The organism is Micromonospora costi (assembly GCF_003626655.1).
In the GTDB taxonomy this organism is placed as follows: Bacteria; Actinomycetota; Actinomycetes; order Mycobacteriales; family Micromonosporaceae; genus Micromonospora; species Micromonospora costi.
The window spans coordinates 950,467-974,486 of the sequence record NZ_RBAN01000002.1; the positions used below are offsets into that span (position 1 = coordinate 950,467).

Annotated in this window: 26 protein-coding genes; 22 read left to right on the top strand and 4 right to left on the bottom strand. The window is 70.1% G+C overall.

Going from position 1 to position 24,020, the window contains the following annotated elements:
- Positions 1-142: 142 nt before the first annotated feature.
- Positions 143-1,903: a pentapeptide repeat-containing protein gene (locus tag D7193_RS33245; RefSeq protein ID WP_147434392.1), complete on the bottom strand. Its 1,761-nt coding sequence runs from the start codon at positions 1,901-1,903 to the stop codon at positions 143-145.
- 395 nt (positions 1,904-2,298) lie between these two features.
- Between D7193_RS33245 and D7193_RS15175 the strand changes: the two genes are divergently transcribed.
- The 4 genes from D7193_RS15175 to D7193_RS15190 all read left to right on the top strand — a co-directional run bounded on the left by D7193_RS15175 (position 2,299) and on the right by D7193_RS15190 (position 4,183).
- Positions 2,299-3,111, top strand: coding sequence for a hypothetical protein (locus D7193_RS15175; protein WP_120780111.1), 813 nt, complete (start codon positions 2,299-2,301; stop codon positions 3,109-3,111).
- The gene (locus D7193_RS15180; protein WP_120780112.1) at positions 3,108-3,509 is read left to right on the top strand and encodes a MerR family transcriptional regulator; all 402 of its coding nucleotides are present in this window, start codon (positions 3,108-3,110) and stop codon (positions 3,507-3,509) included. The genes D7193_RS15175 and D7193_RS15180 overlap by 4 nt, the downstream gene beginning before the upstream one ends.
- Before the next feature lie 121 nt (positions 3,510-3,630).
- Entirely contained in the window at positions 3,631-3,837 is a 207-nt protein-coding gene (locus D7193_RS15185; protein ID WP_206611906.1) for a hypothetical protein, read from the top strand.
- A 76-nt stretch (positions 3,838-3,913) separates the two neighbouring features.
- On the top strand, positions 3,914-4,183 hold the full coding sequence (locus tag D7193_RS15190) for a hypothetical protein (RefSeq protein ID WP_120780113.1): 270 nt from the start codon (positions 3,914-3,916) through the stop codon (positions 4,181-4,183).
- A gap of 47 nt (positions 4,184-4,230) precedes the next feature.
- On the opposite strand, the gene D7193_RS15195 is transcribed toward D7193_RS15190, so the two are convergent.
- Complete coding sequence (locus D7193_RS15195; protein ID WP_120780114.1) at positions 4,231-4,692, bottom strand: hypothetical protein; 462 nt, start codon at positions 4,690-4,692, stop codon at positions 4,231-4,233.
- Positions 4,693-4,906: 214 nt separating this feature from the next.
- Between D7193_RS15195 and D7193_RS15200 the strand changes: the two genes are divergently transcribed.
- From D7193_RS15200 to D7193_RS15280, 17 genes are all read left to right on the top strand, one after another.
- The gene (locus D7193_RS15200; RefSeq protein WP_120780115.1) at positions 4,907-5,578 is read left to right on the top strand and encodes a hypothetical protein; all 672 of its coding nucleotides are present in this window, start codon (positions 4,907-4,909) and stop codon (positions 5,576-5,578) included.
- 23 nt (positions 5,579-5,601) lie between these two features.
- Positions 5,602-7,077 carry a phage terminase large subunit gene (gene terL / locus D7193_RS15205; protein WP_120780116.1) on the top strand — a complete coding sequence of 492 codons (1,476 nt, stop codon included), beginning with the start codon at positions 5,602-5,604 and terminating at the stop codon, positions 7,075-7,077.
- An 18-nt stretch (positions 7,078-7,095) separates the two neighbouring features.
- Entirely contained in the window at positions 7,096-11,190 is a 4,095-nt protein-coding gene (locus D7193_RS15210) for a phage portal protein family protein (protein ID WP_120780117.1), read from the top strand.
- Positions 11,191-11,204: 14 nt separating this feature from the next.
- Positions 11,205-11,459 (top strand): hypothetical protein, encoded by a 255-nt coding sequence (locus D7193_RS15215; RefSeq protein WP_147434393.1) that lies wholly within the window; start codon positions 11,205-11,207, stop codon positions 11,457-11,459.
- 75 nt (positions 11,460-11,534) lie between these two features.
- Complete coding sequence (locus tag D7193_RS15220; protein WP_120780119.1) at positions 11,535-11,771, top strand: hypothetical protein; 237 nt, start codon at positions 11,535-11,537, stop codon at positions 11,769-11,771.
- Positions 11,768-12,022 carry a hypothetical protein gene (locus D7193_RS15225; RefSeq protein ID WP_120780120.1) on the top strand — a complete coding sequence of 85 codons (255 nt, stop codon included), beginning with the start codon at positions 11,768-11,770 and terminating at the stop codon, positions 12,020-12,022. Before D7193_RS15220 ends, D7193_RS15225 begins: the two co-directional genes overlap by 4 nt.
- Positions 12,023-12,025: 3 nt before the next feature.
- Positions 12,026-14,341 carry a 2'-5' RNA ligase family protein gene (locus D7193_RS15230; RefSeq protein ID WP_120780121.1) on the top strand — a complete coding sequence of 772 codons (2,316 nt, stop codon included), beginning with the start codon at positions 12,026-12,028 and terminating at the stop codon, positions 14,339-14,341.
- A gap of 2 nt (positions 14,342-14,343) precedes the next feature.
- Positions 14,344-14,703: a capsid cement protein gene (locus D7193_RS15235; protein WP_120780122.1), complete on the top strand. Its 360-nt coding sequence runs from the start codon at positions 14,344-14,346 to the stop codon at positions 14,701-14,703.
- A gap of 167 nt (positions 14,704-14,870) precedes the next feature.
- Positions 14,871-15,806: a phage major capsid protein gene (locus D7193_RS15240; protein ID WP_120780123.1), complete on the top strand. Its 936-nt coding sequence runs from the start codon at positions 14,871-14,873 to the stop codon at positions 15,804-15,806.
- Between the two features lie 14 nt (positions 15,807-15,820).
- Complete coding sequence (locus D7193_RS15245) at positions 15,821-16,357, top strand: hypothetical protein (protein ID WP_120780124.1); 537 nt, start codon at positions 15,821-15,823, stop codon at positions 16,355-16,357.
- A gap of 83 nt (positions 16,358-16,440) precedes the next feature.
- Positions 16,441-16,719, top strand: coding sequence for a hypothetical protein (locus D7193_RS15250; RefSeq protein ID WP_120780125.1), 279 nt, complete (start codon positions 16,441-16,443; stop codon positions 16,717-16,719).
- Between the two features lie 47 nt (positions 16,720-16,766).
- Positions 16,767-17,285 (top strand): hypothetical protein, encoded by a 519-nt coding sequence (locus D7193_RS15255; protein ID WP_147434394.1) that lies wholly within the window; start codon positions 16,767-16,769, stop codon positions 17,283-17,285.
- Positions 17,286-17,350: 65 nt separating this feature from the next.
- Positions 17,351-19,945, top strand: coding sequence for a hypothetical protein (locus tag D7193_RS15260; RefSeq protein WP_120780127.1), 2,595 nt, complete (start codon positions 17,351-17,353; stop codon positions 19,943-19,945).
- Between the two features lie 114 nt (positions 19,946-20,059).
- The gene (locus D7193_RS15265) at positions 20,060-21,172 is read left to right on the top strand and encodes a hypothetical protein (RefSeq protein WP_120780128.1); all 1,113 of its coding nucleotides are present in this window, start codon (positions 20,060-20,062) and stop codon (positions 21,170-21,172) included.
- Positions 21,173-21,193: 21 nt separating this feature from the next.
- Positions 21,194-21,679 (top strand): hypothetical protein, encoded by a 486-nt coding sequence (locus D7193_RS15270; RefSeq protein ID WP_120780129.1) that lies wholly within the window; start codon positions 21,194-21,196, stop codon positions 21,677-21,679.
- A gap of 32 nt (positions 21,680-21,711) precedes the next feature.
- Complete coding sequence (locus D7193_RS15275; protein WP_120780130.1) at positions 21,712-22,029, top strand: hypothetical protein; 318 nt, start codon at positions 21,712-21,714, stop codon at positions 22,027-22,029.
- Positions 22,026-22,598, top strand: coding sequence for a hypothetical protein (locus D7193_RS15280; protein ID WP_147434395.1), 573 nt, complete (start codon positions 22,026-22,028; stop codon positions 22,596-22,598). The genes D7193_RS15275 and D7193_RS15280 overlap by 4 nt, the downstream gene beginning before the upstream one ends.
- Before the next feature lie 39 nt (positions 22,599-22,637).
- On the opposite strand, the gene D7193_RS15285 is transcribed toward D7193_RS15280, so the two are convergent.
- Positions 22,638-23,153 carry a hypothetical protein gene (locus D7193_RS15285; RefSeq protein ID WP_120780132.1) on the bottom strand — a complete coding sequence of 172 codons (516 nt, stop codon included), beginning with the start codon at positions 23,151-23,153 and terminating at the stop codon, positions 22,638-22,640.
- On the bottom strand, positions 23,150-23,479 hold the full coding sequence (locus D7193_RS15290) for a PadR family transcriptional regulator (protein WP_120780133.1): 330 nt from the start codon (positions 23,477-23,479) through the stop codon (positions 23,150-23,152). Before D7193_RS15290 ends, D7193_RS15285 begins: the two co-directional genes overlap by 4 nt.
- 105 nt (positions 23,480-23,584) lie before the next feature.
- Between D7193_RS15290 and D7193_RS15295 the strand changes: the two genes are divergently transcribed.
- A complete protein-coding gene (locus D7193_RS15295; RefSeq protein WP_147434396.1) occupies positions 23,585-24,013 on the top strand; it encodes a hypothetical protein in 429 nt (142 codons plus the stop codon).
- Positions 24,014-24,020 lie beyond the last annotated feature (7 nt).

Below are 24,020 nucleotides of genomic sequence, written 5' to 3' on the forward strand. Positions count from 1 at the left end.
GCCGGAAGGTGTCCGGCCGCAGTCCGATTGCCTATGCTCATAGCCGTGACGGGGCTGATAGAGATCGCGGTGGTGGTGCTCTTCGTAACGCGGGTGACCCGGCTGATCGTCGCCGATTAGATCACCCGCCGCGCGTGTTCGTCTAATCGGCCGCACTGACCTCCAGGGTTCGAACTTGGCGAGGAATAGCAACCCGTGCAAGTGGACCCGAATAATAGTTGCTCCACAGAACTGTCAGCCACTTCTCGTCGGGAAGCACGATCTCAGTAACAGACTCATAATTGAATCTTGAATTCCATAGGTTGATCACGGCCCTCACACAATATGCCTTTTCGAGCGAAATCCTCCCTCCTCGAAAGTCCACTCCCACTAAGTCGAAGACCGAATCATGGATCGACGAGTGATCCAGATTAAGGCTGCCGGCCCAAAATTCGGCGGAATTGAACTGGAGGGTTGCCTTTGGGTGATCATCCCACACCATGTCGCGCTCTTCCACGGGCAACCGTTCGAGCCTCTTAACCCAATCAGAGACCTCCCGCGAAGGCTCTTTCCGCTCCGGCCCCTCGAAGTGTGAGTACTCGAAGTCGACCAGACAGCCCTTGAATCTAGCTCCGGCGAAGTTGACCTCACTACGTGTGAAGCGCGCGTACGCGAATGAAAGGCGCCCTCCAGCGAGGACCGAGTTCGCGAGGGAGATTATGCCCCCCTCGAATCTAGATTCGCGAAATGAAACTGTGCCCCCATTCAACAAGATGTGCTCTAGAGTTACCCAACAACCATCTCGACGCGCTCCTCGGACGAGCTTTTCGTCGCGAGCCGTCTCGCTACTTGACCGTTCTTCATACTGAAGTGAGCCGAGGTAAATGCGGCCGTCCTGGATGATTGAGTCGTTGAAGCTAAGCGGCGCAGAGCCACGTCTGTCACCAGTCGGGTAGACCGAAAGGCGACCGAAATTGAGCAGCGAACCGTCAATCAGGCAGCCCTCGAAGGAAAGTTGGCCGCCACGAATCACTCCATGACTGCACGCAAGTGCGGCGCCCGAAAATTGGGCTTCCACAAAGGACACTTTACCACCGTCAAGGAGTAGGCCACTTAGCGCCACCTCACCCCCCGAAAGCTGTGCATGGCTAAGGTCTAGACACCCACCAGCCACCACCAGCCCCTTGAGACTGAGTTCGCCTTCCAACAACTTCGCATTCGAGAGGTTCAAGGTCGACCGCTCAAGCCTTATATCATCAAAACAGGCGCCATCAAGCGTGGCGCCACTCATGTCGAAACGATACCCATCCCACGTCTGGGCCGCCTCCTCCAACAAATGCTCTCGGATCACCGAGAACACAGTCCGCCGAACCTCCCGCTCGCCACTGTTCTCTATACCCGGCATCACCGGGAGTCGCGCATATGCACAGAGGACATCGATACATCGCTGACGGCCCGCCGGCCAATCCTCAGCCAAAGACGCAAGAGAGTAGACGCCGCTTAGCCGAACGGCAGGCGAGTCAGCGTTACCGAGAAGGATTACGGCCTGATCAAACCTTTCATTGAGGCTTCGATACACCTCGCGTTGTTCAGACCGTTCACTCCGCTGGTGATCCTTCTCGCCTCGGAGATGCTCAGCTTCCGTTGCAAGTTGCTTCCTGTAGGCAACAACAAGAGCACCAGCGCCCCCGATGCCACCGGCAACGGCTAGTGCCACCTTCGCGAGGTCCAAGACGTCCTTGGGCGACGAGGCTCCGATTTTCGTGCGAGGGTTCATCAAGAGGAGCCAACCAACAAAGCCCACCGTGGCCGCTACAGCTAGCGCGAGAATTACGACAAAAGTAATCGCCATGATAAGAGGAACTCGTCCAACGGAATGGGGGTTCTTAAGGACAGTTGAATTTCGTTCCGCTTCGTCCGTCATTCGCATACCGTTTCCGTTGCACAGTGTCTATAGTGTGTCGCCAGAGCGCGATCGGAGCCTAAGCTGTTCGCTCCTGCAGCACCCTGGTCGAGGGCTCGATCCCATCCCGATGCTCCTATAGAGGTCAAGGGGTGAGGAGGGCGAAGTCGCCGCGTAGGGCGGTGTAGATGTTTCTAAAGATGTAGCGCTTCAGGCAGCCGGAGGCTTCCTGCTTGTTGAGGACCCCGGTGGCGCGTGGTTGCCGCTAAGACCGGGTGCGTAGGCTACTGCGTCCGAACACGCCAGCGGCGGCCGAGCCCCCCGACCCGGCCGCCACCACGATCCCGTTACCTTCCACGGCACGTGTGATCACCGCCCACAGTAGCCCCTGAGCTGCGCCGGAGGAGATCACCAGCATGACCGACACCACCAGCTCCGACCGGCAGTGCATCTCCGGCGACCGCTGCAAGGGCTACGACCACCTGGCCAAGCACCCCGCCTGGACCGACCCGTACTGCGCGCTGTGCGAAGCGTGCCTTGCCGCCGCCCGCCGCGACGTCCGCACCCTGCTCTACGACTGGCTCGACCTGGCGCAGATGCAGGCCCCGTCCCTGTCGCAGGCGATCAACCCGCAGCCCGGCGCCCACCGCGACCCGCCGATGCCGCTGCGCGGCGAACCCGACGCCCTGCAACGGGAGATCCACCACGTTCTCACCACCTGGGAGACGGAGGTCCGCAACGCGGCCGGCCTCGCCGACCTGCCACCGCTGGCCCAGCACGGCGCCGCGGTGCAACGCGCCGTCACCGTCCTCGAACCCCGCCTGCGGCTGCTCGCAATGTTGCCGCCGACGGCCGTGTACCCGACCGGCTGCGAGGACCCCGCCACCGACGTCGCCGGCTGGGAGGCCGTCGCCCACCTGTCCCGGCTGCGTGCCCGCGCCCGCTCGATGCTCGGCTGGACGTTCCGCTCCCGCTGGGTGCCGGGGGACTGCTGGGCGTGCGAGGGCCGCGACGCCGACGACCTCGACGGCCCCCTGTACCGGGCGGAACCGCGGTACGAGGAGGACGACTGCGAGGTGTGGTGCGACCGCTGTGGGGAGCACCGGCCGGCCGCCGACTACGACGAGTACGTGCGGACGCTCCGCTGGCCTGGCACCCCCGACCCAGAGCCCGATCCGGAGCCCGATCCGCAGCCGGCGCCGGAGACGCCCGCCGAGGCGACGGCGTGAAGCCCGACTACGACCGGCAGACCAACCCCCGCTGGCCGAACCACCTCGACGACGCCACCCACCGGGCGCGGGCGGTCGCCCGCATGTACCGGGCGCACCTGCGCGCCGTCCGCCCGGACCTGTGCGACCAGGCCGACGCCACCGCCGCCGGCTTCGGCGAGGACTGGATGCTCGACCGCCCCGAGGTCATCGAGCCGGACCGGGAGCTCACCACCGCTCAGGCCGCCGAGCTGGTCAACGTCTCCCCGCTCACCATCCGCAAGTGGGCGTGCCTCGACCACCCGGACGACCCGACCCGCAAGCTGCTTCCCCGCTTCGACAAGCGGGGCCGCGAGACCGTCTACCTGGCCGGTCAGGTACTCGAAGCGGTCGCCGTCCTGCGACGCGCCAAACCGTGACCAGCAAGGTCACTTGCGGCGACGTGTTCCGGCCGGTATACGTTTGAGCAGCACCGTTGTCTCCAAAGGCCCGCCGCGTCCCCCGTTCGCGGCGGGCTTTTGCGTGTCCGGGGGTGGTGCGATGGCCGCGAGGATGCGCCGCGCCCGCACGATCGTGGCCTGGATCCTCCTGGCCGGCTCGATCATCTGCTGGCCGATCTCGATGAAGACGTGGGCGAAGGACGAGCCGCCGTTCGTGCTGTCGCTGTCCTTCCTGGCGATCATCATCGAGGCCGCGACCCTGCTCACCTCGTCCCAGGTCCACGAGAGCCAGGAACGCGACCAGTGACCCGGCGGGGCCTGAACCTCCGACTCCCGCCGTGATGGCGGATGCCCGCCGCCCGGGGTCCAGGGCGAATCCCGTGATGGGCGACGGCGTGATGCCGAAGGAAACGATCTACGACCTTGTGGGCACGTTCGATGTGCAGGTCGGCTGGCAACCCACCCCCACCGGCTCCGTGCAGTTGGGCATCGAAACCCACGACGGGCGCAGCATCGCCGAGCACCTGACCGGCGACGGCGAAACCCCGGCCAACTTCACCGGCCTGTGGGGCACCCTCGACCGCGAGGGCATCAACCGGCTGATCCGCACCCTGCGCCGTGCCCGTGACTCCGCGTTCGGCCGCGACGAGTGAGTGCCGCCCCGGCCCGGCTCGCACCGCCGGGCCGGGGCCACCCCCGGTTACCGCACCTGCTTCAACAGTGCCTCGACGTCGGTCAGGGTGAACGGTAGGCGCTCCCCGTCGGTGGCCGGCAGCTCCACCTCCACGGTCAGGTCACCGAGCGCTGACACCGGTACCGAACTGGACTCCACCAGCCTGCCCGAACCGCCGACCGGGATCCGGTTCCCGGCATCCGCCTGAAGCAGCTTCTGCTTCTCGCCGTCCGGCCAGTCGTACCCCGCCTCCAGCTCGGCGTCCTCCCGGTTCGGCCCGTACATGAGGTCCATCTCCCCGTTGCCCGGCATCAGCGGCAGTACGTCCTGGGTGCCGTTGCGGACCTCCAACGTCAGCCGCACGATCGCCCTCGACTTCGGGACGTCGACCCCCCACGCGTTGGGGACCTGCTCGACGGCGACCAGCTTGGCGGTCAGCCCGTCGGGCCAACTCGCACCCTCGGCCGCGGGCCCTTCCAACACCGGCATCGCCCCGTCCGTCCCATCAGGCGCCGGGGACAACGTCGGGACGGCGGCCGTGGACGGCGAACCCCCAACCACCGGGTCCATACCCCCCGAGCACCCCGTGGCCAGCACGGCAACAACACCCGCAACTGCGACATAACGAAGAACATGCATCGGGCCAGCATGGCTGACGCTGCGTGAGGTCGCTGTCACCGACACGAACCCGCCGAAGGTGACCATGACACCCAAACCCAACCCCGCCCGGCATGACAGAAACCTCTGCCTCGGCAAAAAGCACGGCAAGCAACGCCCCGGAGCCAAGCACGGCAAGAACCCCGTCCGTGACGAGCACGGCAACGACCTGTGCACCCGCCCCGCCGGCTGGGGAACCGACCACCCCGGGATCGGCCGCTGCAAGCTCCACGGCGGAGCCACCACGAGCCACAAGGTCGCGGGGATGGTGGCCATGGCCGAGCAAGCCGTGAGGACGTACGGCCTGCCGGTCGACGTGTCCCCCACCGACGCCCTGCTTGACGAGGTGAAGTGGACCGCCGGGCATGTCGCGTGGCTACGCGCCCGCGTGCAGGAGATGGAAGCCGAGGCCCTGTCCTGGGGCAAGCGGTCGACGGTCGACAAGCAGAGTGGCGAACATCCGGGCGTCGACACCACCGAGGGGGCTGCGCCGCCGGTGCTGCTGGACCTGTACCAGCGGGAACGCAAGCACCTCCTCGACGTGTGCAAGGCCGCGATCGCCGCCGGCATCGAGGAGCGGCGCGTCCGCTTGGCCGAGTCGCAGGGCGCGCTGCTGGCCGACGTGATCCGCCGCATCCTCGGCGACCTGAACCTGACCCCGCAGCAGCAGGCCCTTGTGCCCGACGTGGTGCCCCGGCACCTGCGCGCCGTGTCCTGACCCTCGGTTCGGGGGAGGGCGCTGTGGTGTCGCCTTGGGAGGCCGCGGCCCGGCAGTTCGAGCCGCCGGTGCGCCGGTGGGTGTCGCCGCTGGACCTGGCCTGCGACCTGGACCCGCAGATGGTCCGCACCCCGGCGTTGGAGGCCATCAACCGCAACCTGGTCGACTTGGCGGAGGGCCGGTTGCCGGGCAACCGACTGGCCGTGTTCATGCCCCCGCAGGAGGGCAAGTCCACGCTCTGCTCGTATTGGCATCCGCTGTGGCTGCTGGCCGACTTCGACCCGGACCTGCGGATCATCGACGTGTCGTACTCCGACGAGATGGCCCGCCGGTGGGGTGCCGACGTCAAGCTGGCCGTGGAGACGTACACCGGCGATGAGGGCACGGTGGACCTGGGTGTGCGGCTGCGCGCCGACTCCCGCGCTGCGGGGCGGTGGCAGGTTGCCGACCGGCGCGGCGGCATCTACTGCGCCGGGGTCGGCGGTTCGATCACCGGTAAGCCGGCGGACTACATCATCGTCGATGACCCGCTGAAGAACATGGAGGAAGCCCAGTCGGAGGCGTACCGGCAGCGGGTCATGCGGACCTGGCAGTCCGTGCTGATCCCCCGGATGGGCCCGCGTACGAAGGTCGTGTGGATCCAGACGCTGTGGCATGAGGCGGAGCCGATTCAGGAGATCATCAGTGGGGAGACCGGCGCCGACTGGAAGATCATCCGGATTCCGGCGATCGCCGACCGCCCCGAAGACCCGCTCGGCCGGAAAGTCGGGGAACCGCTGATCTCCGCCCGAGGCAACCGGGACTGGGCGAAGATCCGCAAGGCCGTCGGCGCGTACGTGTTCTCCGCCCTCTACCAGCAGTCCCCCACCCCCGCCGAGGGCAACCTGTTCAAGCGGATGTGGTGGCGGTACTGGACCGCCCACGGCACCACCCTCACGCTGGGGCAGCGGACGTACGACCTGCGGGACTGCTGGCGGTTCGCCACCGTCGACCTCGCCGCGTCCACCAAGGCGTCCGCCGACTGGACCGTCATCTCCGCGTGGGCGCGCACCATCTCCGGCGACCTGGTCCTCCTCGACCGGGTCCGGGCCCACATCAGCGAGAACCAGCACTTCACGCACGCTCGGCCGCTGATCGAACGATGGGGCCTCGACACCCTGTTCGTTGAGGCCACCCAGCACGGCATGACCATCACCCGGGAGGCCGCGAACGCCGGAGTGTCCATCACCCCGGTCAGCGCGGAGACGGACAAGCTGTCTCGCGCTCTGCCCGCCTCGGCGTGGGCGAGCGGCGGCCGGGTGTGGCTGCCGGCCGGCGCGTGGTGGCTCAACGAGTGGGTCAACGAGCACGCCGCGTTCCCCAACGGGGCGAACGACGACCAGGTGGACACCCTCGCCTACGCGGTGCGGGTCGCCGTCACCCAGGCCGCCCCCGGACCCCCGCCGCCGCCGGCCTCGCCGCCGGCCGACGAGGTCGACTGGAACAGCGAGCCGCTGTAGCAGGACGGGGGTGGCTCGATGAACGCCCCCACCTCGCTGATCGGCATGGTCGACGACAACCAGTACGGCACGATCGTCACCGACGTCTACGAACACATCCCCGACCTGCTGTACCCGGCGTCGGTGCCGATCTACGCGCAGATGCGCCGCGACCCCCGCCTGGCCGCCGTGGTCGACGGTTACGGGTTGCAGATCCGCCGCGCCCAGTGGCAGCTCGACGGCGCCGGCTGCCGGCCCGAGGTGACCCAGTTCGTGGCTGACTGCCTGGGTCTCAACGTGGTCGGTGAGGACAAGGCTACCGGTGCCCGCCGCCGCGGCGTGTCGTGGAACGACCACCTGCGCTCCGCCCTGCTCAGCCAGGTGTGGGGGCACTACGCGTTCGAGTTGGAAGCGGAGATCGTGGACGGCCGGCGTGCCCGCCTCACGACCCTCGCCGAGCGCATCCCTGCGACGATCATGGCAATCCACGCCGACCCGCGCACTGGCGCCCTGCTCGGCATCGACCAGCAGATCACCTCCCGGCAGCCGTCCCCGCAGATCCCGGCCGACCGGCTCGTCTTCTACTCCCGCAACCGGGAAGGTTCCGGCTGGCAGGGCACGAGCCTGCTGCGGCCGGCGTACGCGCCGTGGCTGCTGAAGCGGGAGATGCTGCGCGTCAACGCAATCTCCAACCGGCGCTGGGGTGCCGGCGTCCCCGTCGCCGAAGCCAACCCCGGCACCAACCCGTCGCCCGCCCAGATGGCCGAGGCGCAGCGGATGGTGTCCGCGGCCCGCGCCGGGGACCAGGCTGGCGCGTCGGTGCCGCCCGGGTTCACCATGCGCATCGTCGGCCTGTCGGGCAGCATCCCCGACACCCTCGGCTTCATCCGGTTCCTCAACCAGGAGATGTCCGGGTCGGTGCTGATGCCGCACCTGGACCTGGGCACCACCCAGACCGGCGCCCGCGCCCTCGGCGAGTCCTTCATCGACTCGTGGACCCTCGCCCTGGAATCGGAGGCGGAGGCGATCGCCGACACCGCCACCCGGCAGGTGTGCGTGCCGATCGTCGACTGGAACTGGGGCGAGGACGAACCCGTCCCCCGCGTCGTCGTGTCCGGTGTCGGCTCGCGCCGTGAGGTGACCGCCGAGTCGCTACAGCTGCTCCTCAACTCGGGGGCGCTGTCGGCAGATCCGAGGCTGGAAGCGTGGGTGCGCCGCGAGTACCGCCTTCCGGAGCGGGACCCGGACGCCCCGAGGCCCCTGCCGGCCGGAGCGCCGGCCCGCGTTCCTGACCGGCCTCAGGTCGACGAGGAACGCGCCCAGGAGGAAGAAGAGACCCCGGGGGGCGGCGACGGTGAGCGGGTCGCCGCCGCCGCCCCACCGGCTGTCGATGTGCAGGGCATGGACGCCGCCTACCGGCAGGCCGTCGAGGACATGACGGCCGCCTGGTCGCAGGCGTCCGGGCCCCTGGTGGCTGCTCTGGCCGCTGCTGTGGCCGCCGAGGTGGCCGGTGGGGCGCTCGCCGGCCTGGCCGCCCTCGCCATCCCCGCCACCGCCACCAGCGCGCTCACCCGGGCCGTCACCGACGGCATGACCACGCTCGCCCGCGCATCCGCTTCGGCCGCGGCCGTCGAGGTCCGCCCCATCGCCCGCATCAACCCCGCCCTGTCCCGCACCAGCCTCGGCCGGATCGCCGAGAACGCCCAGGTGGCCACCCACCTGATCGTGGCCGGCTACCGGTCCGCGGCGACCCGCGTCGCGCTGGCCCACGCCGGCGTCAAGGCCACCGTCGAGCAGGTCCGCCAGGCCGTCACCACGGCCCTCACGGACCTCTCTGAGCCGAAGACCGGCGGCCTGGTCGCGGGCAACCTGTCCGCCGCGGCCGGCACCGCGCAGGGCATCGGCCGGGAACAGGTGCTCGGGGAGCTGCCCGACGGCGTCCGGTTCCGGGCGTCGGAGGAGCTGGACCGCAACACCTGCCGGCCGTGCCGGCTCGTGGACGGCGCGGAGTACGCCACGTTCGAGGACGCGTTGGCCGACTACCCGACCGGACGGTACCTGTACTGCGCCGGCCGGGAACGCTGCCGTGGCTTCATCTACGCCGTCATCGACGAGGACACCGCCGAGGTGGCCGCCCGCCGCAACGGCTTCAACCCGAACCAGCGGCGCGACGACCACGGCATGTGGACCCGCGGCGGCGGGGCCGGGTCGGCGAGCGGCGTCGAATCAGCTCACGCCGCCCTGCTTCGAGGCGAGGCCGTCACCGTCGACCCGGAGAACATCGACGCGCTGATGCGCCTGTCCGCGGGCGGGCCGATCTACAACCTGTCCCGCTTGCAGGTCAAGGGCGAGAACCCGAACCTGTTCCGCCGCAGCGCACGCGACGTTTCCCGAGCAGAGATGCCGCAGCTGTCCCGGCAGGACGGCAGCCTCGACGCGTTCGTTCGGACGCTCGCCGAGCGGGGCATCGGGGTCCGGCGGGAGGAGGTCGACCCGCGCCGGCTGACCGCCACCCAGAACCAGCTCGAAGGGGCGAAGGTCAGCAAGCTCTACGCCACGCTGAAGGCTGAGGGCTGGCCCGAGGGCTCCGCCATCTTCGTCTCCCGCGACGGTGTGGTCCTCGACGGGCACCACCGGTGGGCGGCGGCTGCGGCCGTGGCGGTGACCGGCCCGATGGAGATCACGGTGCTCCGCGTCGACACCGACATCGACACCCTGTTGGACCTCGCACACGAGGTGTCCGCTCTGCGTAAGGGCTTGGAGGACGTCGCCGTGACCGCCAGCCGGGTTTACACCTTCGAGGTGACGGAGATCGTCACGGACACCGACGATGGTGTCCCCGAGGCGCTGTTCGGCGACGAGGTGGCGGCCCGCCGGAAGGGCTTCGACCCGAACCAGAAGCGGGACGAGGACGGCAAATGGACCCGGTTCCTACCCGGCCGCAGGGGCGGGAAGTCCGACGGCAGCGGCAACGGTCGCAACGGCGGCGGGGACGGCGACGCCAGTTCCTACGGGCTGATGAGCGACGAGGAGTTCGAGGCCCGGCAGAAGATGATCGCCGACGTCATCGGCAAGGCGCGGAAGACGCTGGCCACCGAGGTCACCCACACCACCGCCGACGGTGCGTGGCAACCGGAGCGTGACCGGATGCACCGGGAGATCGCCGCCGAGCTGTACGCGAAGGCCGACAAGGTGCCTCGCGGCGGCAAGGCGGTCATCGCCGGTGGCCTCGGCGGCGCGGGCAAGAGCACGGTCCTGCGGGACCACGCCGGCATCGACCAGTCGCAGTACCTCACCCTGAACCCGGACGACGTCAAGGAGCTGATGGCCGAACGCGGGCTGATCCCCGAGGTGCCCGACCACCCGGACCTGTCACCCATGGAACGGGCCGCCCTCATCCACGAGGAGTCGTCCCGCATCACGAAGCTCCTCGCCGACATGGCGTACCGCGACCGCCGCAACATCATCTGGGACATCACCATGTCCTCCGAGAGCGGCGTCGTCTCCCGGCTCGACGACCTCGACCGGAACGGCTACGAGACGCGCGGCGTGTTCGTCGACATCCCGGTGGAAGTGTCCGTGGAGCGGGCGTTGTCCCGCTACCGGAACGGCGCCGACCGCTACCGGCAGGGCAAGGGTCTCGGTGGGCGGTTCGTGCCTCCGGCGATCATCCGGGCGCAGGAAACCCGCAAGGGCCGGACGGTCAACCGTGAGGTGTTCGACGGGCTGCAAGAGCGGTTCGACGGCTGGGCGATCTACGACAACAGCGTCACCGGTCGCGCCCCGAAGCTCGTGGCTGAGGACTACCGGTCGACCGACTTCGGCGCCGACGGCGTGAAGAAGATCGACCAGGCGGTGTCCAACGCGGGCGTGTCCGGGCTGAAGCGGAAGGTCACCTTCCGCAAGCGTGACTGGGACGGCCCGTTCAAGCAGCGGGTGGACGTGTTCACCAAGGGGGACCGGCGTGTTGAGGTCGAGCACCTTCCCGGCGGGGCGATCCTCGCCGAACTGATCTTCGAAAAGGGCAAGCGCCGGATGGTGCTCGGCCGACTGACCAGCCCGTCGGCCCGTCAACTCGCCGGATTGCTGCGCGAGTTGGCGAAACCGTTCAACCCGTCTGAGACAATGGGGTAGAGGAGGTGATGGAAGTGTCGAGCGTCCGTGACGTGCTTGACCGGCTGGCAGCCGGGGAGATCACGCTGAAGCAGGCCGCCGAGGACTTCCGCACCCGCAAGTGGCCGGCACAGCCCGCCACCACCGAGGAGCAGGCGTGGGGTGTCCACGATGACCCGGCCCCAGCCGAGGACTCGTGGGACCTCGTGAACGCCGACTCCCGGCTCACCAGCGACCAGTACAAGGTGCTCGCCGAGGCGTACACCGAGGCGATCTCCGCCAAGAGCTGATCGCAGCCCTGTAGCTCTCTCGCCCGGCCGGGCGTGACCTCGGCCCCCTGACCAGTCATTGGTGAGGGGGCCGAGTTGTCCCGCGTCGAGATCACCACCGCTGGTCACAGCATCGTCGTGGACGCCGATGGGCCGCTCGACCAGGTCGCAGGCAAGGCACTGTACCTGTGGGAGCGGACCCGTGATCCGCGTATCGACCGCGTCTACGGAGCGGTCGGCTTCTCCATGGAACGCTCCGACCCCGCCTACGTGGGCAGGCCGGACGTCGACCTCCACCATCCCGATCCGCAGAGAGGACGGGATGGCCCATGAAGCCGACCGTCGGCCGCATCGTGCAGTACGTCTCCTACGGCACCCCCGGCGGTGAGTACACCAGCCAGTGCCGGGCCGCGATCGTCGCCGGAGTCCCCGACGGCGCCCCGCCCTCGATCGGACCCGACGGGCCCGCCCGGCAGCTCGACCTGGCCGTGCTCAACCCCACCGGCCTGTTCTTCAACCGCTGCGCGCAGGACGAGACCGGCAAGGCCGGCGGCACCTGGCACTGGCCCGAGCGGGAGGAGTAACCGATGCCCTCCACAGCCCCGCTGGCCCGCCGCGACGGCGTCGAGCTGGTCCGCACCGGCCGCTGGGACATTTCCACCGGCCAGTGGACCGCCGCCCGGGAAGACCTCGCCGCCGCCGTGGCCGCCCTGTCCTGCCCGGCCATCCAGAAGCCCATCATCAAGATCGGCCACACGGACACCCGGTTCACCCCCGGCGACGGGGAACCCGCGATCGGCTGGTACGAGAACCTGCGCACCACCGACGGTGGACACACCCTCGTCGCCGACCAGGTCGCCCCCGCCTGGCTCAGCGACGTGCAGGCCGCCGCCTGGCCGAACCGGTCCGTCGAGGGCTCCTACAACTACCGGTGCGGGCTCGGCCACACCCACCCGTTCGTGCTGACCGCCGTGGCGCTGCTCGGCGTGACCCCTCCCGGGGTGTCCACCCTCACCAGCCTGAACAGCCTCGACGACGTGCGCGCCCTGTACGGGCTGGCCGCATCATCCCGGCAGCCCGGCGTAGCCGAAGTGCGGATCGCCGCGTCGGTGGGCGGTGACCTGACGCTGCACGTCGCCGCCGCCGAGCAGACCGAGCACACGGGCGCGATGGTCGCCCTCATCCCCCGCGCCGCCGACGCCGCCCGCCTGGCCGTCGAGGGCGGCGAGCCGGTCGACGAGCTGCACCTGACCCTGCTCTACCTCGGCAAGGCCGTCGACTTCTCCCCGAAGGCGCAGGCCGCGGTCGTGGACGCGGTACGCCGCGCCACCACCGACACCCCGCCCGTCGAAGCGCACGCGTTCGCGGTGTCCGTGTTCAACCCGCCCGGCGTGACCAGCGCGGACGGCCGGGACCGGGACACCTGCCTCGTCCTCGGGATCGGCGGCGACGACCTCGAATACGTGCAGGCCGTGGCCGCATCCGCCGCCCGGCACGCCGCCCTTCAATTCCAGGTCGACGTGAGCAAGCCGCACCGGCCGTGGGTGCCGCACGTGACGCTCACCTACACCGACGACCTGTCGCAGATCCCGGCGCTGGCCGCCCGCACCGGCCCGGTCGTCTTCGACCGAGTGCGGGTCGCGTTCGCCGGCCAGCACATCGACATCCCCCTCACCGCGGTCGACCTCGCCGACATCTACGGCCCGCAGGCGGTCGACCCGGTCGCCGCCGCCGCAGCCGACACCGACGGCAACCAGCTCAAGCGGTACTGGCTGCACGGCGAGGGCCTGAAGAAGTGGGCGAACAACCCCCACCCATGGACCGCCCTGTACCGGCACCTGAAGAAGCACGTCGACCCCGAGCGGGCCAAGCGCATCGCGAGCGAGTGGTTCCACGAGCACTTCGGCTACTGGCCGGGCTCGAAGGAGCACCGCAAGACCGCCGCCTCGACCGGCCTGCCAGGAGAGGACACCATGCCCAACCCGACCCCCAGCCTGACCGAGCGGATCCACCAGGCGTGGAACGCCGCCGGCCAGCCCGAGCAGCAGTGGATCGTCGAGGCCGCCGAGGACGAGGTCATCGTCATGGACAACACCGACCGCAGCTTGGTGCGGGTGCCGGTGACGGTCGACGGCGACAGCATCTCGTTCGGCGCCCCGCAGCGGGTCCGCACCGCGTACGTGCCGGCCGACGAGCAGGTGGCCGCCTCCCGGATGGTGTTCGCCTCCGCCGAGGAGTCCCGGCCGGCCCAGCCGCCGGCCGCGCCGGCCCCGGAGCCGCCCGCCGACCCGGCCGGCGAACCCACCACCGACCCGGCCGAGGGCGAGCCCGCCCCGGTCGAGCCCGCCGAGCCCGCCACCGGCGAGCCGGCCCCCGTTCCCCCGGCCGCCGAGCCGGAGCCCAACACCGATCCGAAGGAGGACCCTGTGTCCACCCTGAGCACTGACGTGCGCTCGCGGCTCGGCCTGCCCGAGGACGCCGACGACAACGCGGTCATGGCCGCGCTCGCCGACCTGAAAGCGAAGGCCGACGCCGCCCCGAACCCCGAGCAGGTCGCCGCCTCGACGGCCGCGACCAACGAGATGAAGGCGGAGATCACCCGCCTGTCGACGGAACTGGCGAAGATCAACGCCAGCGCGGCGGCCGACGCGAAGAAGGCCCTCTTCGACGGCGCCGTCCAGACCGGCCGCATCAAGCCGGCCGACCGGGCGACGTGGGAGGAGCGGTACGACCGCGCCCCCGAGGTCACCGCCGACATCCTCGCCTCCCTGGCCCCGAACACCGCCGTCCCCGTGGCCGCGTCCGGGTTCACCGGCGACGTCGACATGGCCGGCGTCGACACCGAGTACGAGGCGCTGGTGGCCGGCATCGACGGCCCGTTCGCCGAGAAGGGAGCCAACTGACCATGGGCGCCTACGAGCCGAAGTACCTGTACTCCGACCAGATCAACGCCACCTTCTCGGCGAACACCACCGGCGGCCAGTCGGTCATCGTGACCGGCAACGGCACCGTCGGCCCGGCCACCGCCGGCAGCCCCGCGTGCGTGGGTGTCGCCGCGAACGACGTGGCCGCGAACCAGCGCGGCGCCTACTTCCCGCGCGGCAAGGTCCACGTCTCGAAGGCGTCCGGCGCGATCACCGCCGGAGCCCGCGTCGACACCGGCGCCGCCGGCACCGTCGCCTCCGGCGCCGCCGGGGTCAACAACGTCGGCATCGCCCTCACCACGGCCGCCGACGGCGCGGACGTGGAGTGGATGGAGATCTGACCCACCCCGCTGTCGTGACGCCCGCCGGCCGCCACTCCTGACCGGCGGGCGCCCGCACACCCCGCACCACAACCCCAGACCCGCGCACCACCAAGGCCCCACGCATCCCCGCGTGCGGGCCTCTTCGTCGTGCCCGCCAGCCGGGCCACCTTGGAAGGACGACCCGAATGCCGGGCGCTTACCCTCCGGCCGCACCCACGCTGGCCGGCGACCTGCTCACCATCCACCGCCTGCTCCAGAACCCGACGTACCTGCGTCGCAGGCTGCGCACGATCGCCGAGCTGCGGTTCGTCGCGGACCGCATCCTCACCGGCCGCTTCCGCACCAGCGGCGGCGCGATCGCGTTCGAGCAGTCCGAGCCGATCATGAACAGCCGTCCCGTCGAGGCCGTCGCTCCCGGCGGCGAGTACCCGCGGGACAGCACGCCCGAGGGCACCGCCGCGCTGGCGGCGGTCAGCAAGTGGGGCCAGGCGGTCCCGCTGACCGACGAGAAGCTGAAGCGGTCCGTCTACATGGGCCAGGAGCTGAACCGGGCCCTGATCAAGACCGCGAACACGGTCATCTCGAAGGTCGACCGGCTCGCCACCTCCGCCGTGGCGTCGGCCGTCACCAACTCGATCGCCGCGTCGGCCGCGTGGAACGCCGCCTCGCCGATGCTGTTCCGCGATGTCGAGCTGGCCGCGGCGAAGATCGTGGACCTCAACCAGGGCTACAACCCGCGCGCCGTGCTCATGTCCACCACCAAGTACGCGCTGCTGATCACCGACCCGGCGATCGCCGCGCTGCGCCGCCGCGAAGCGTCGGACAACCCGATCTACGGCGGCGACATCGACCGGCTCGGCAAGTACGAGATCGTCACCACCGCCGTCGCGAACCTGCCGTCCGACGACGTGTGGGTGTACGACCCCGACCAGCTCGGCGGCATGGCCGACGAGACCGAGGTGGACCCGGGCTACGCCACCCTGCCGAACAACCTTCAGTACAAGACCAAGCGGATCGACGAGCGGGACTCGTGGGACATCTGGGCCCGCCGGATCACCGTCCCGGTCGTGCAGGAGCCGGGCGCGGCGATCCGCCTCACCGGCACCGGTTCGCTGGGCTGAGAGGGGACCTGATCGTGGCTACCTACCAGCTCGTGGGCGAGTGCGCCTACGTGTCCACCAACACGGCGCTCGGCCGGGCGAAGGTGCTCGTGCACAAGGGCGCGCTCATCCCCGCCGACGCGCCGGAGCTGAAGCACCTGCTCGACATCGGCATGGCCGCCCGCGTGGGCGGCGACGAGACGGGCGGGGTCAACGCGGCCGGTGAGCCGGCCGCGGTCGCCGACCGCACCGTGGTCCCCGCCTCGGACGGCTCCCGGGCGATGGAGCCCGTCGAGGAGCAGACCGCGACCGGCACGGCGCACGGCCAGTCCCTCAACGTCAGCAACGCCGACGCGGAGCCGACCGAGGAGGACAAGGCTGCCGCCGAGACGGCCGCCCGCCGCCAGGCCGCCCGGGAGAAGCTGGCCGCCCTCGGCGGCAAGGCGCCCGACGGCCGCGCGTCCACCGACGTGCTCGTGGAGTACCTGGTCGCCCAGGGCGGCAACTACGACGACCTCATCCGGTCCGAGCGCTCGGACCTGGTCGAGACGGTCAAGTCCCGGCAGGGCTGACCCCCTGGTCCGGTCCGGCCGCCCGAACTCCCCAGCGCCGGGCGGCCGGACCACCCCTGCTCAACCCCTGAACGGAGGCCGCCGTGGCGGTGTCACCGCAGCACTTCACCCTCACCGCCAACGTCGAGAAGACGTTCACCTTCGATGTGAACGGGGCGACCGTCGAGGTCACCAACCTGGACGGGGCGGCCGAGGTCTACTTCACCGTCAACAACACCCCCGCCGTCGTCGGCCAAGACGGCTGCCACGTCCTGCCCGCGGCGATCTGCTCGATGGAGCTGCCCGACGAGACGAAGGGCGTCAACTCGGTCGTGCGGGTCCGCTCCGCCGGCACCCCGAAGGTGTCGGTGAGGGTGTGGTGAGCCGCGCGTTCTGGGGCCCCGGCAGTGGAGCCGGAAGCCTGCCCGCGGTGCAACCGATTCCGTCCGGGCAGTGGCGGGGCAGCCCCGGCGCCATCGCCACCCTTTCCGCCGCCGTGGACATCGAACGGGCGCAGCTCGTGTGGCTGCCCCCCGGACAGGCGTTGCAGGCCCTCGGCGTATACGTCAACGTCGGCGTCGCCGACACCGACCTGCGGTTGGGGATCCGCGCCGACAGCACCGGCCTCCCCGGCGCGCTGCTCCTCGACGCCGGCATCATCGCCGCCACCCCCGCCGGTGTCCGCGCCCTCGCGATCACGTTCACCGTTCCGGCCGGACCCGCCACTGGCGTGCCGCTCTGGCTGACCGTCACACCGCAGGGCACCAACACGGTGAGCCTGGTCGGCACGGTCACCGGCCAGGAGACACGGGACCTACCGAACGCCAACTCGGCGTTGCTCTACCACGGCACCGTCACCCAGGGCGGTGTCACCGGCGCCTTGCCTGCCGGGTTCACCCCCAACGGGTACGCGTCGCCAGGCCCGGCGTTCGCCATTCAAGCCGCCTGACCAGGCCAGTCCATACCGGCCGCGCGCCGGACCCCACCCCATGAACCCCTGAATGGAGGTGGCCCGTGGCCCGGCTGTACTCCGACCTCGGCCAGCGGACCGTCTACCTGCGTAACGGCCTCGCGCTGGCGCAGGGCCTTCCGTGCCTGATCTACAAGACCCCGCCCGGCCACCCGTCGCCACAGCCCGCCAACCTGGCTGCCTTCGACCCGGCCAACCGCGACGCTCCCGGCGCCCCGATCGTCGGTGGCGCTCTCGTCGTTGACCTCCACTCGAACAGGCCCGCGTTCTGGGACCTCGACGACATGCCCTGCCTGTGGATCACGGTCAGCGGCGGGCCGATGGAAGCGATCTACCCGGACTCGCAGCCGCAGCTCGACGCGCAGGCCGCGCGGATCACCGCCTTGGAGCCGGGCGGCGGAAACGAGGTCGCGACCGCCGCTGCCCTCGCTGCCGAAACGACCGCCCGCACTCAGGCGCTCACCGCCGAAGTGAACGCCCGAGTGGCCGGCGACTCGACCACCGCGGCCACCGCCGCCGCAGACGCCACAGCCAAGGCCAACGCGGCGCAGACCGCCGCGATCGCCGCCGTCACACCACGGTTCGCCGCCCTCGAACGGTTGTCCGGCCTGGCCGTGTTCCGTGACGCGGAGAACCTGCTGGTCCGCGCCCCCTTCGACGCGACCCGCGACATCCTCATGCCGTTCGACGCCAACGGCGGCGCCGAGAACATGTTCATGCTCAGCAACCCCGTCGTGTCATCGGTGGCGCTGATCCCGTCGTCAGCCGCCGACTCGACGATCTGGCCGACTGTCACCGGCGCCACCAACATCCACGGCACCGGCGACGAGAACGCGCCGATCAACACCGGCTGGTCGTACGTCGGAGGGAACCACGGATACAGCGTCGGCTCCCAGGTGACGGCCACCGGTCACGGGAAGACCACCGCTGACGTCGGCTCGCAATGGTCGGACGGCACCCGCACCTACACGCTGCTGCGGGTCGTGGACGTGAACACCCTGCTGTTCGCCAACCCGTACACCGTCTCCAACGGCATCGCCACGGGCGGGGCCGTCGCGCCGGCTGCCACGCTCACGCACGTCTCCGGGGCCACGAACACCGGTTCGGTGCCGATCACCGGCGGAGTGGCCGGGGCGGTGCAGATCCACCCGTCCACCTACGGCCGCACCTACACGATCGAGCTGGACGGCCGGCCGGTCGCCGACGGTAAGACGTTCGGGCAGGTGCTCACCGTCACGGAGACGTACTACGTCGCCTCCTACAAGGGCCTGGTGGACACGGCGCAGGCCAACATCGGCACCCCCGTGCACACGATCATGAGCCAGGTGCCGGCGCTCGCCCGGGTGTCGAACACCTACCGGGTCACCCCCGCCACGGTCGTTGTCGCCCAACGCCTCACCGCGCTGGAAAAGACGAACGTGAACATGGGTGTCACCCAGGCGATCGGGTTGACCACGCCAGCGGGTGGGAAGCTGCGCCAGTTCATGGCCGGCATCGGCACCGTCGGCGGGTTCAACTTCTCGACCCTCGCCGACCTCTCTGCCATGACCACCACCCTCAACTTCGGGCCGGCCACCTACCTCAACCCGGTCCAGCCGGCGGTCAGCGTGCAGCAGTGGGCGTGCAACGCGGCCGGCGACCCGCAGTGGGGCCTGGCGCTGGGCGTCCTACCCATCGCCGACGGTCACCCGACGCAGCGGCTGAAGAACGCGCCCACGCAGACGTGGTTCATGCCGAACACGACGAAGAAGAACTACCCGCAGATCGCGTGGTCGAAGCCGATGAACCCTGGTGAGAGCCTGTCCGCGACCGCGTACCGGCGTTACCTCGCACCGCCGGCCGAGGTCACCGAGTTCACCGTTTCCGACGGCACGAACACGTGGGCGATCATCGAGCGGACCACCACCACCAGCGAAGGCCGGGCCGCCGCGCCGCAGCTCCTCGGCCGCCGGCTGGTGCCGGCAGGCGTGACGACCATCGCCGCGGCCGAACGAGTCACCGGTGAGGGCATCGCCTACTCGGCGCCGGCCCTGCCGGCGTACGGCATGTGGCAGGCCGTCCCGGACGCATCGCGGTTGGAGACGATCCCCGGCGCGACCGGACAGCCGGGTAGCTACTTCCTGGTGGCGCAGGGCAACGTCACCACCGCCGCGCTCACCGGCAGCTTCAACATCCTGTACCTGTTCCCGATGTACCTGCCCGAGGCTGTGCTGGTCGACCGGGCCTGCATCGAGGTGACGGCTGTCGGTACCGGCGTGGTCCGGCACGGGGTGTACGCCAACGACCCGGCGACTGGTCTGCCCTCCGGCGCCGGCCCGATCGCCGACTACGGGACGGTCGACGTCAGCGCCACGGGCATCAAGGAATCGACGCTGTCGACGCCTGTGCTCCTCCCTGCCGGCTGGCACTGGTACGGCTGGGTGTGGCAGGAGACCAACACCACCCCGCCGACCATGCGCCTCCTCAACAGCGGAACCGGAATCGGTCCGTTCAACATCGGCGGCTCCCCATCGCTCATGAGTGGGGCGAGGCTGGGCTACTTCGTCAACGCGGTGGCCGGCCCGCTCGGCGCGGTGACGGTCAGCGCCGGCAACAGCCACCAGCTCAACTCCCCGCGCGTCGCTTACCGCCGCGCCTGATCCGCGCGTCCCCCGCTGGCTCCGGCCGCCCCCGTGTGGTGGACGGCCGGAGCGCATCCCCCATCGGCCGGTCCTGCCCGGCCGGACTCCGCCCGAGCAGACAAGGACACCACCATGCCCGTCCCCGCCGGAGGCACCAACCCGCAGGAATCCGGACGCCTCATCGGCCCCGACGAGGCGTACCGGGTCGTGTTCCTGCAAGACGGTCGGGCCCGCGCCCGCGGCTACCCGGTCCCACTGTTCGCCGACGAAGCCGGGTCGATCCCCGCCGACGTCTTGACCGTCAACGGCGACGACGTCCCCGAGTCCACGCTGATCGTGGACGTGCACTCGCGCATCCCCCTGTTCCAGTACCCGCCCGGCAGCGACGTGGTCTACACGTCGATCAACGGTGGGCCGATCGTGCCGCTGTACGCCCGCGTGGACGACCGCATCGATAAGCTCGCCGACAGCGTTGCCGGGGTCGGCGACGACATCGCGAACGCGGTCGCAGCAGAAGCCGCGAACCGGGCCGCCGCCATCACCGCAGCGATCGGCCCCGAACAGGCCGCCCGGGTGGCCGGTGACAACGCGCTCAGCGCCCGACTCAACACCGTCGAGTCCGCCACGGAAGGCATGGCCGACGACCTGGCCGACGTCATCGCCGCCGTCGCGCAGCCTCCCCGGATCGGTATCCCCGGCGCGACCGGGCTGCCCGGCCAGTACTTCCTGGTGAGCCAGGGGTCGCTCGTCACCGTAGCCCTGACCGGCAGCTTCAACATCCTCTACATGTGGCCGATGTACCTGACGCAGGCCGTCTCGGTCGACCGGGCCTGCATCGAGGTGACGGCGGTCGGTACGGGTGTGATCCGGCACGGGGTGTACGCCAACAACCCGGCCAACGGCTGCCCGGTTGCTACCGGCCCGATCGCCGACTTCGGCACGGTCGACGTCAGCGCCACCGGCGTCAAGGAGTCGGTTCTGTCCCCGGCGGTGCAGCTCCCTGCCGGCTGGCACTGGTACGGCCTCGTGTGGCAGGGCGTCAACACCACCGCTCCTGCCGTGCGGTCCATGAACGCCACCAGCGGTTTCGGTCCGCTCAACATCGGCGCCGCACCGTCGCTGATGAGCGGCAACCGGCTCGGCTACTTCGCGACTCCGGTCCCCGCAGCGTTGGGAACGATCGTGGCGGAGCCGTCCAACGCCCACCAGCTCACACCCCCGCGTGTCGCGTACCGGCGGGCCTGACCACCGTTTGGAGGTGGCGGTATGCCGGTCCCCGCGGGTGGCAACGACCTGCCGATCATCGTCGAGGACCCGCCCGTCTGGGCGCCCACCATCGAGCAGGTCGCCGACCACGTCCCGTACATGACCGTCGACACCGTGACTCCCGGGTCGCAGGAGTACCTGGGCGTCTTCAACGTCCTCACCACTCCGACAGGGGAGCAGGCGCGGCGGCTCATCGACGCCACCTGGCCGTCGGTGCAGGCCGCCGTCGGCGAGATGGTCGAGCAGGTGTGGCCGCTCGCGCAGACGGTGGCCGCGCTACGCGCCGCCGCGGCGATCGTCCGCGCTTACCCCCGCGATGACGGGGACCTCGCCAGGGCCGCCGCTCTGGACGCCCGCGCCGACGCCGACCTTGCCCGGCTGATCGCCGCGAACGACGCCGCCGGTGGCGGTGACGGCAACAGCCTCGACCTGCTGCCCGTCTACTCGTTCCCCCCGCCCGTCCCGTGGGGCGACTCCCTGCTGTAACCCCCCGCCCTGCACCTCGAAAGCGAGCACCGATGACCGACTTCAACGCCGAGCTGCCCACGAACGCGGGTGTGCTTCTGACCACCCGCACCGGCACCACCAGCGGCGACACGGTCCCCGCCGGCTGCGTGCTGATCCTCCGCAACGCGGGCGCCGCGTCCCACACCGTCAGCCTGACCGTAGGCGCAACGTTCGACGGCCTGTCCGTCTCGAACAGGGCAGTGTCGATCGGCGCGGGCGGTGTCGGCGCGATCCGGGTCCCGGCCAACTACGGCGACGCGAACGGCCGCGTGCCTATCGCGATCAACGGCACCGCCAACGAAGTCACCTACCAGATCCTCGGGATGTGAGCATGCGACCGAACGCCGAGTACATCGCCAACCGGACCATCCTGGTGAACTCCGTCCGGGCCTACAACCCGGGCGACGACGTGTTCGCCTCCGCCGTCGAGAACCTGGGCCTCACCGTGGGGGTGGACGTGCTTCCCGCCAACCCGAACGTGATCCCCCGCCCGGCGGCGAACGCGCGCCGCGCCGACTGGGTGGCGTACTGGGTGGGGCAGGGCATGCCGCAGGACCAGGTCGACGAGATGACCCGCGACCAGCTCGCCGCCCGGGAGCCCGAGGTCATCGGCTCTCCCGACCTCGACGCCAATTTGACCGTGCCGGCCGTCCCGAACCCCACCCCGAGCCCGGCCCCGGACACGGTGGCGTTCCAGGTGGCCGAGCAGTCTGGCCAGGCCGCCGAGCAGCAGGCGGCGGAACGGGTGGAGCGGCCCGGCCAGGGCGCCCGGAAGGCCGAGTGGGTGGAGTACGCCGTCTACCGGGGCATGGCGCGTGAGACGGCCGAGGAATCGACGATCCCGCAGCTCGCCGCCTGCGACTACGACAACCTGTTCGGCCCCGAACGGCCCGAGTAAACAACGATGGCGGCCGAGTCGTCCCCAGCCGCCGTCGTTCTAGCGCCGGAAAAGACCTCTGTTCTCGCGCCTGTACCTGAATGCCGGCCGCACGATGAGGATGGCCAGGCCGATCTGAACCACAAGAGCGATCACGACCAGGATGGCCGATGCTCGCCCGTGCACGGACCCTGACGCGTAGCCGAAACCAAAGGTCGACACGATCGCCGCCACGAAGAAGGGCAGCGCCTCGTTCCATACCTTCTCCGGGACAGTCGTGTGACGCGCGAGCCATTGCGTTGTGGCGTGCCTGACGGACACGAACACTCTTGGCAATGCCCTACCCGCTGCCCCCGTTGAGAAGCGAAGTGCGGTCATCAACTTGAGCAGCTTCCCCGGCCGCTCATCGATGATTGCGGTCCATTCCTCCGCGTACCCGGCCGCGATGTCCGGGTCGATCGTCCACCTGTAGGCGGCCCAGCGGACGAGCTTGCGGGCCGCCCACGGGGACACGTCGGTCATCTCGTTGACCAGCAGCCCGAAGACGAAGCTGGCGATGATCTCCCAGCCGTTCACGCCTCGCACCAGCCGAAGGCCAGACGGGGGCGCGTGGTCGGCGCGGGCTTCGGCCGGCGGGCGGCGATCAGCTCGCGTGCGCTCGTGACGCCGTGCGGGGTGAGGCGGTAGTACCGGCGGCGGGGCTTGCCCGGCTCGGCGTCCTCCTCCCAGCGGGAGGTGACCCACTTCGACTCGGCGAGCCGTTCGAGCATCTTGTAGATCGTGGGGCCCGACTTCCCGGTCGCCTTCATAATCGCCCAGCCGTGCAGCTCGTTGTCGTCTGCGTCGAGGAGGGCGTCGAGGACGGCCAGGAGTGGCCCGGTAACACGTACAGGTCCATCCACGGCCTTAACGATACTAGGTGAAATAAGGGTCGTCCACTCGCGCAGCGGGCGTGTCCCACCAGGACCGTCCCACCAGGACGACGCGACCGACCGGGGGTGATGCACATGGCCCGTGTGGCGTGGAACTACGCCGAAGATGAACGGCTCCTGCACTCCGAGGCCGGCCCGGTCGGACGGGACCTGGCCCGCAAGGGCGAACGCGTCGCGGCCGAGCAGCGCCGCACCGCCCCCGTCTCCCCCGACGGCTCCCACGGCCGTGAGCCCGGCTACATGCGCGACCACATCAGCTCGAACCTCGACCGCGACAGCCTCGGCCTGTACGTCGACATCGGCACCGACGCGAAGACCCCCAACGGCCACGCGTACCCGCTCGATGTGGAGCTGGGCACCCGCCCGCACACCATCACCTCGCACGGCGACTACCCGCTGCGGAACCCGAAGACCGGGCAGGTGTTCGGCAAGACCGTCGAGCACCCGGGCGCCGACCCGCAGCCGTTCCTACGGCCCAGCCTGGACGTGCTCCGGCGCGAGTAACCCCCTG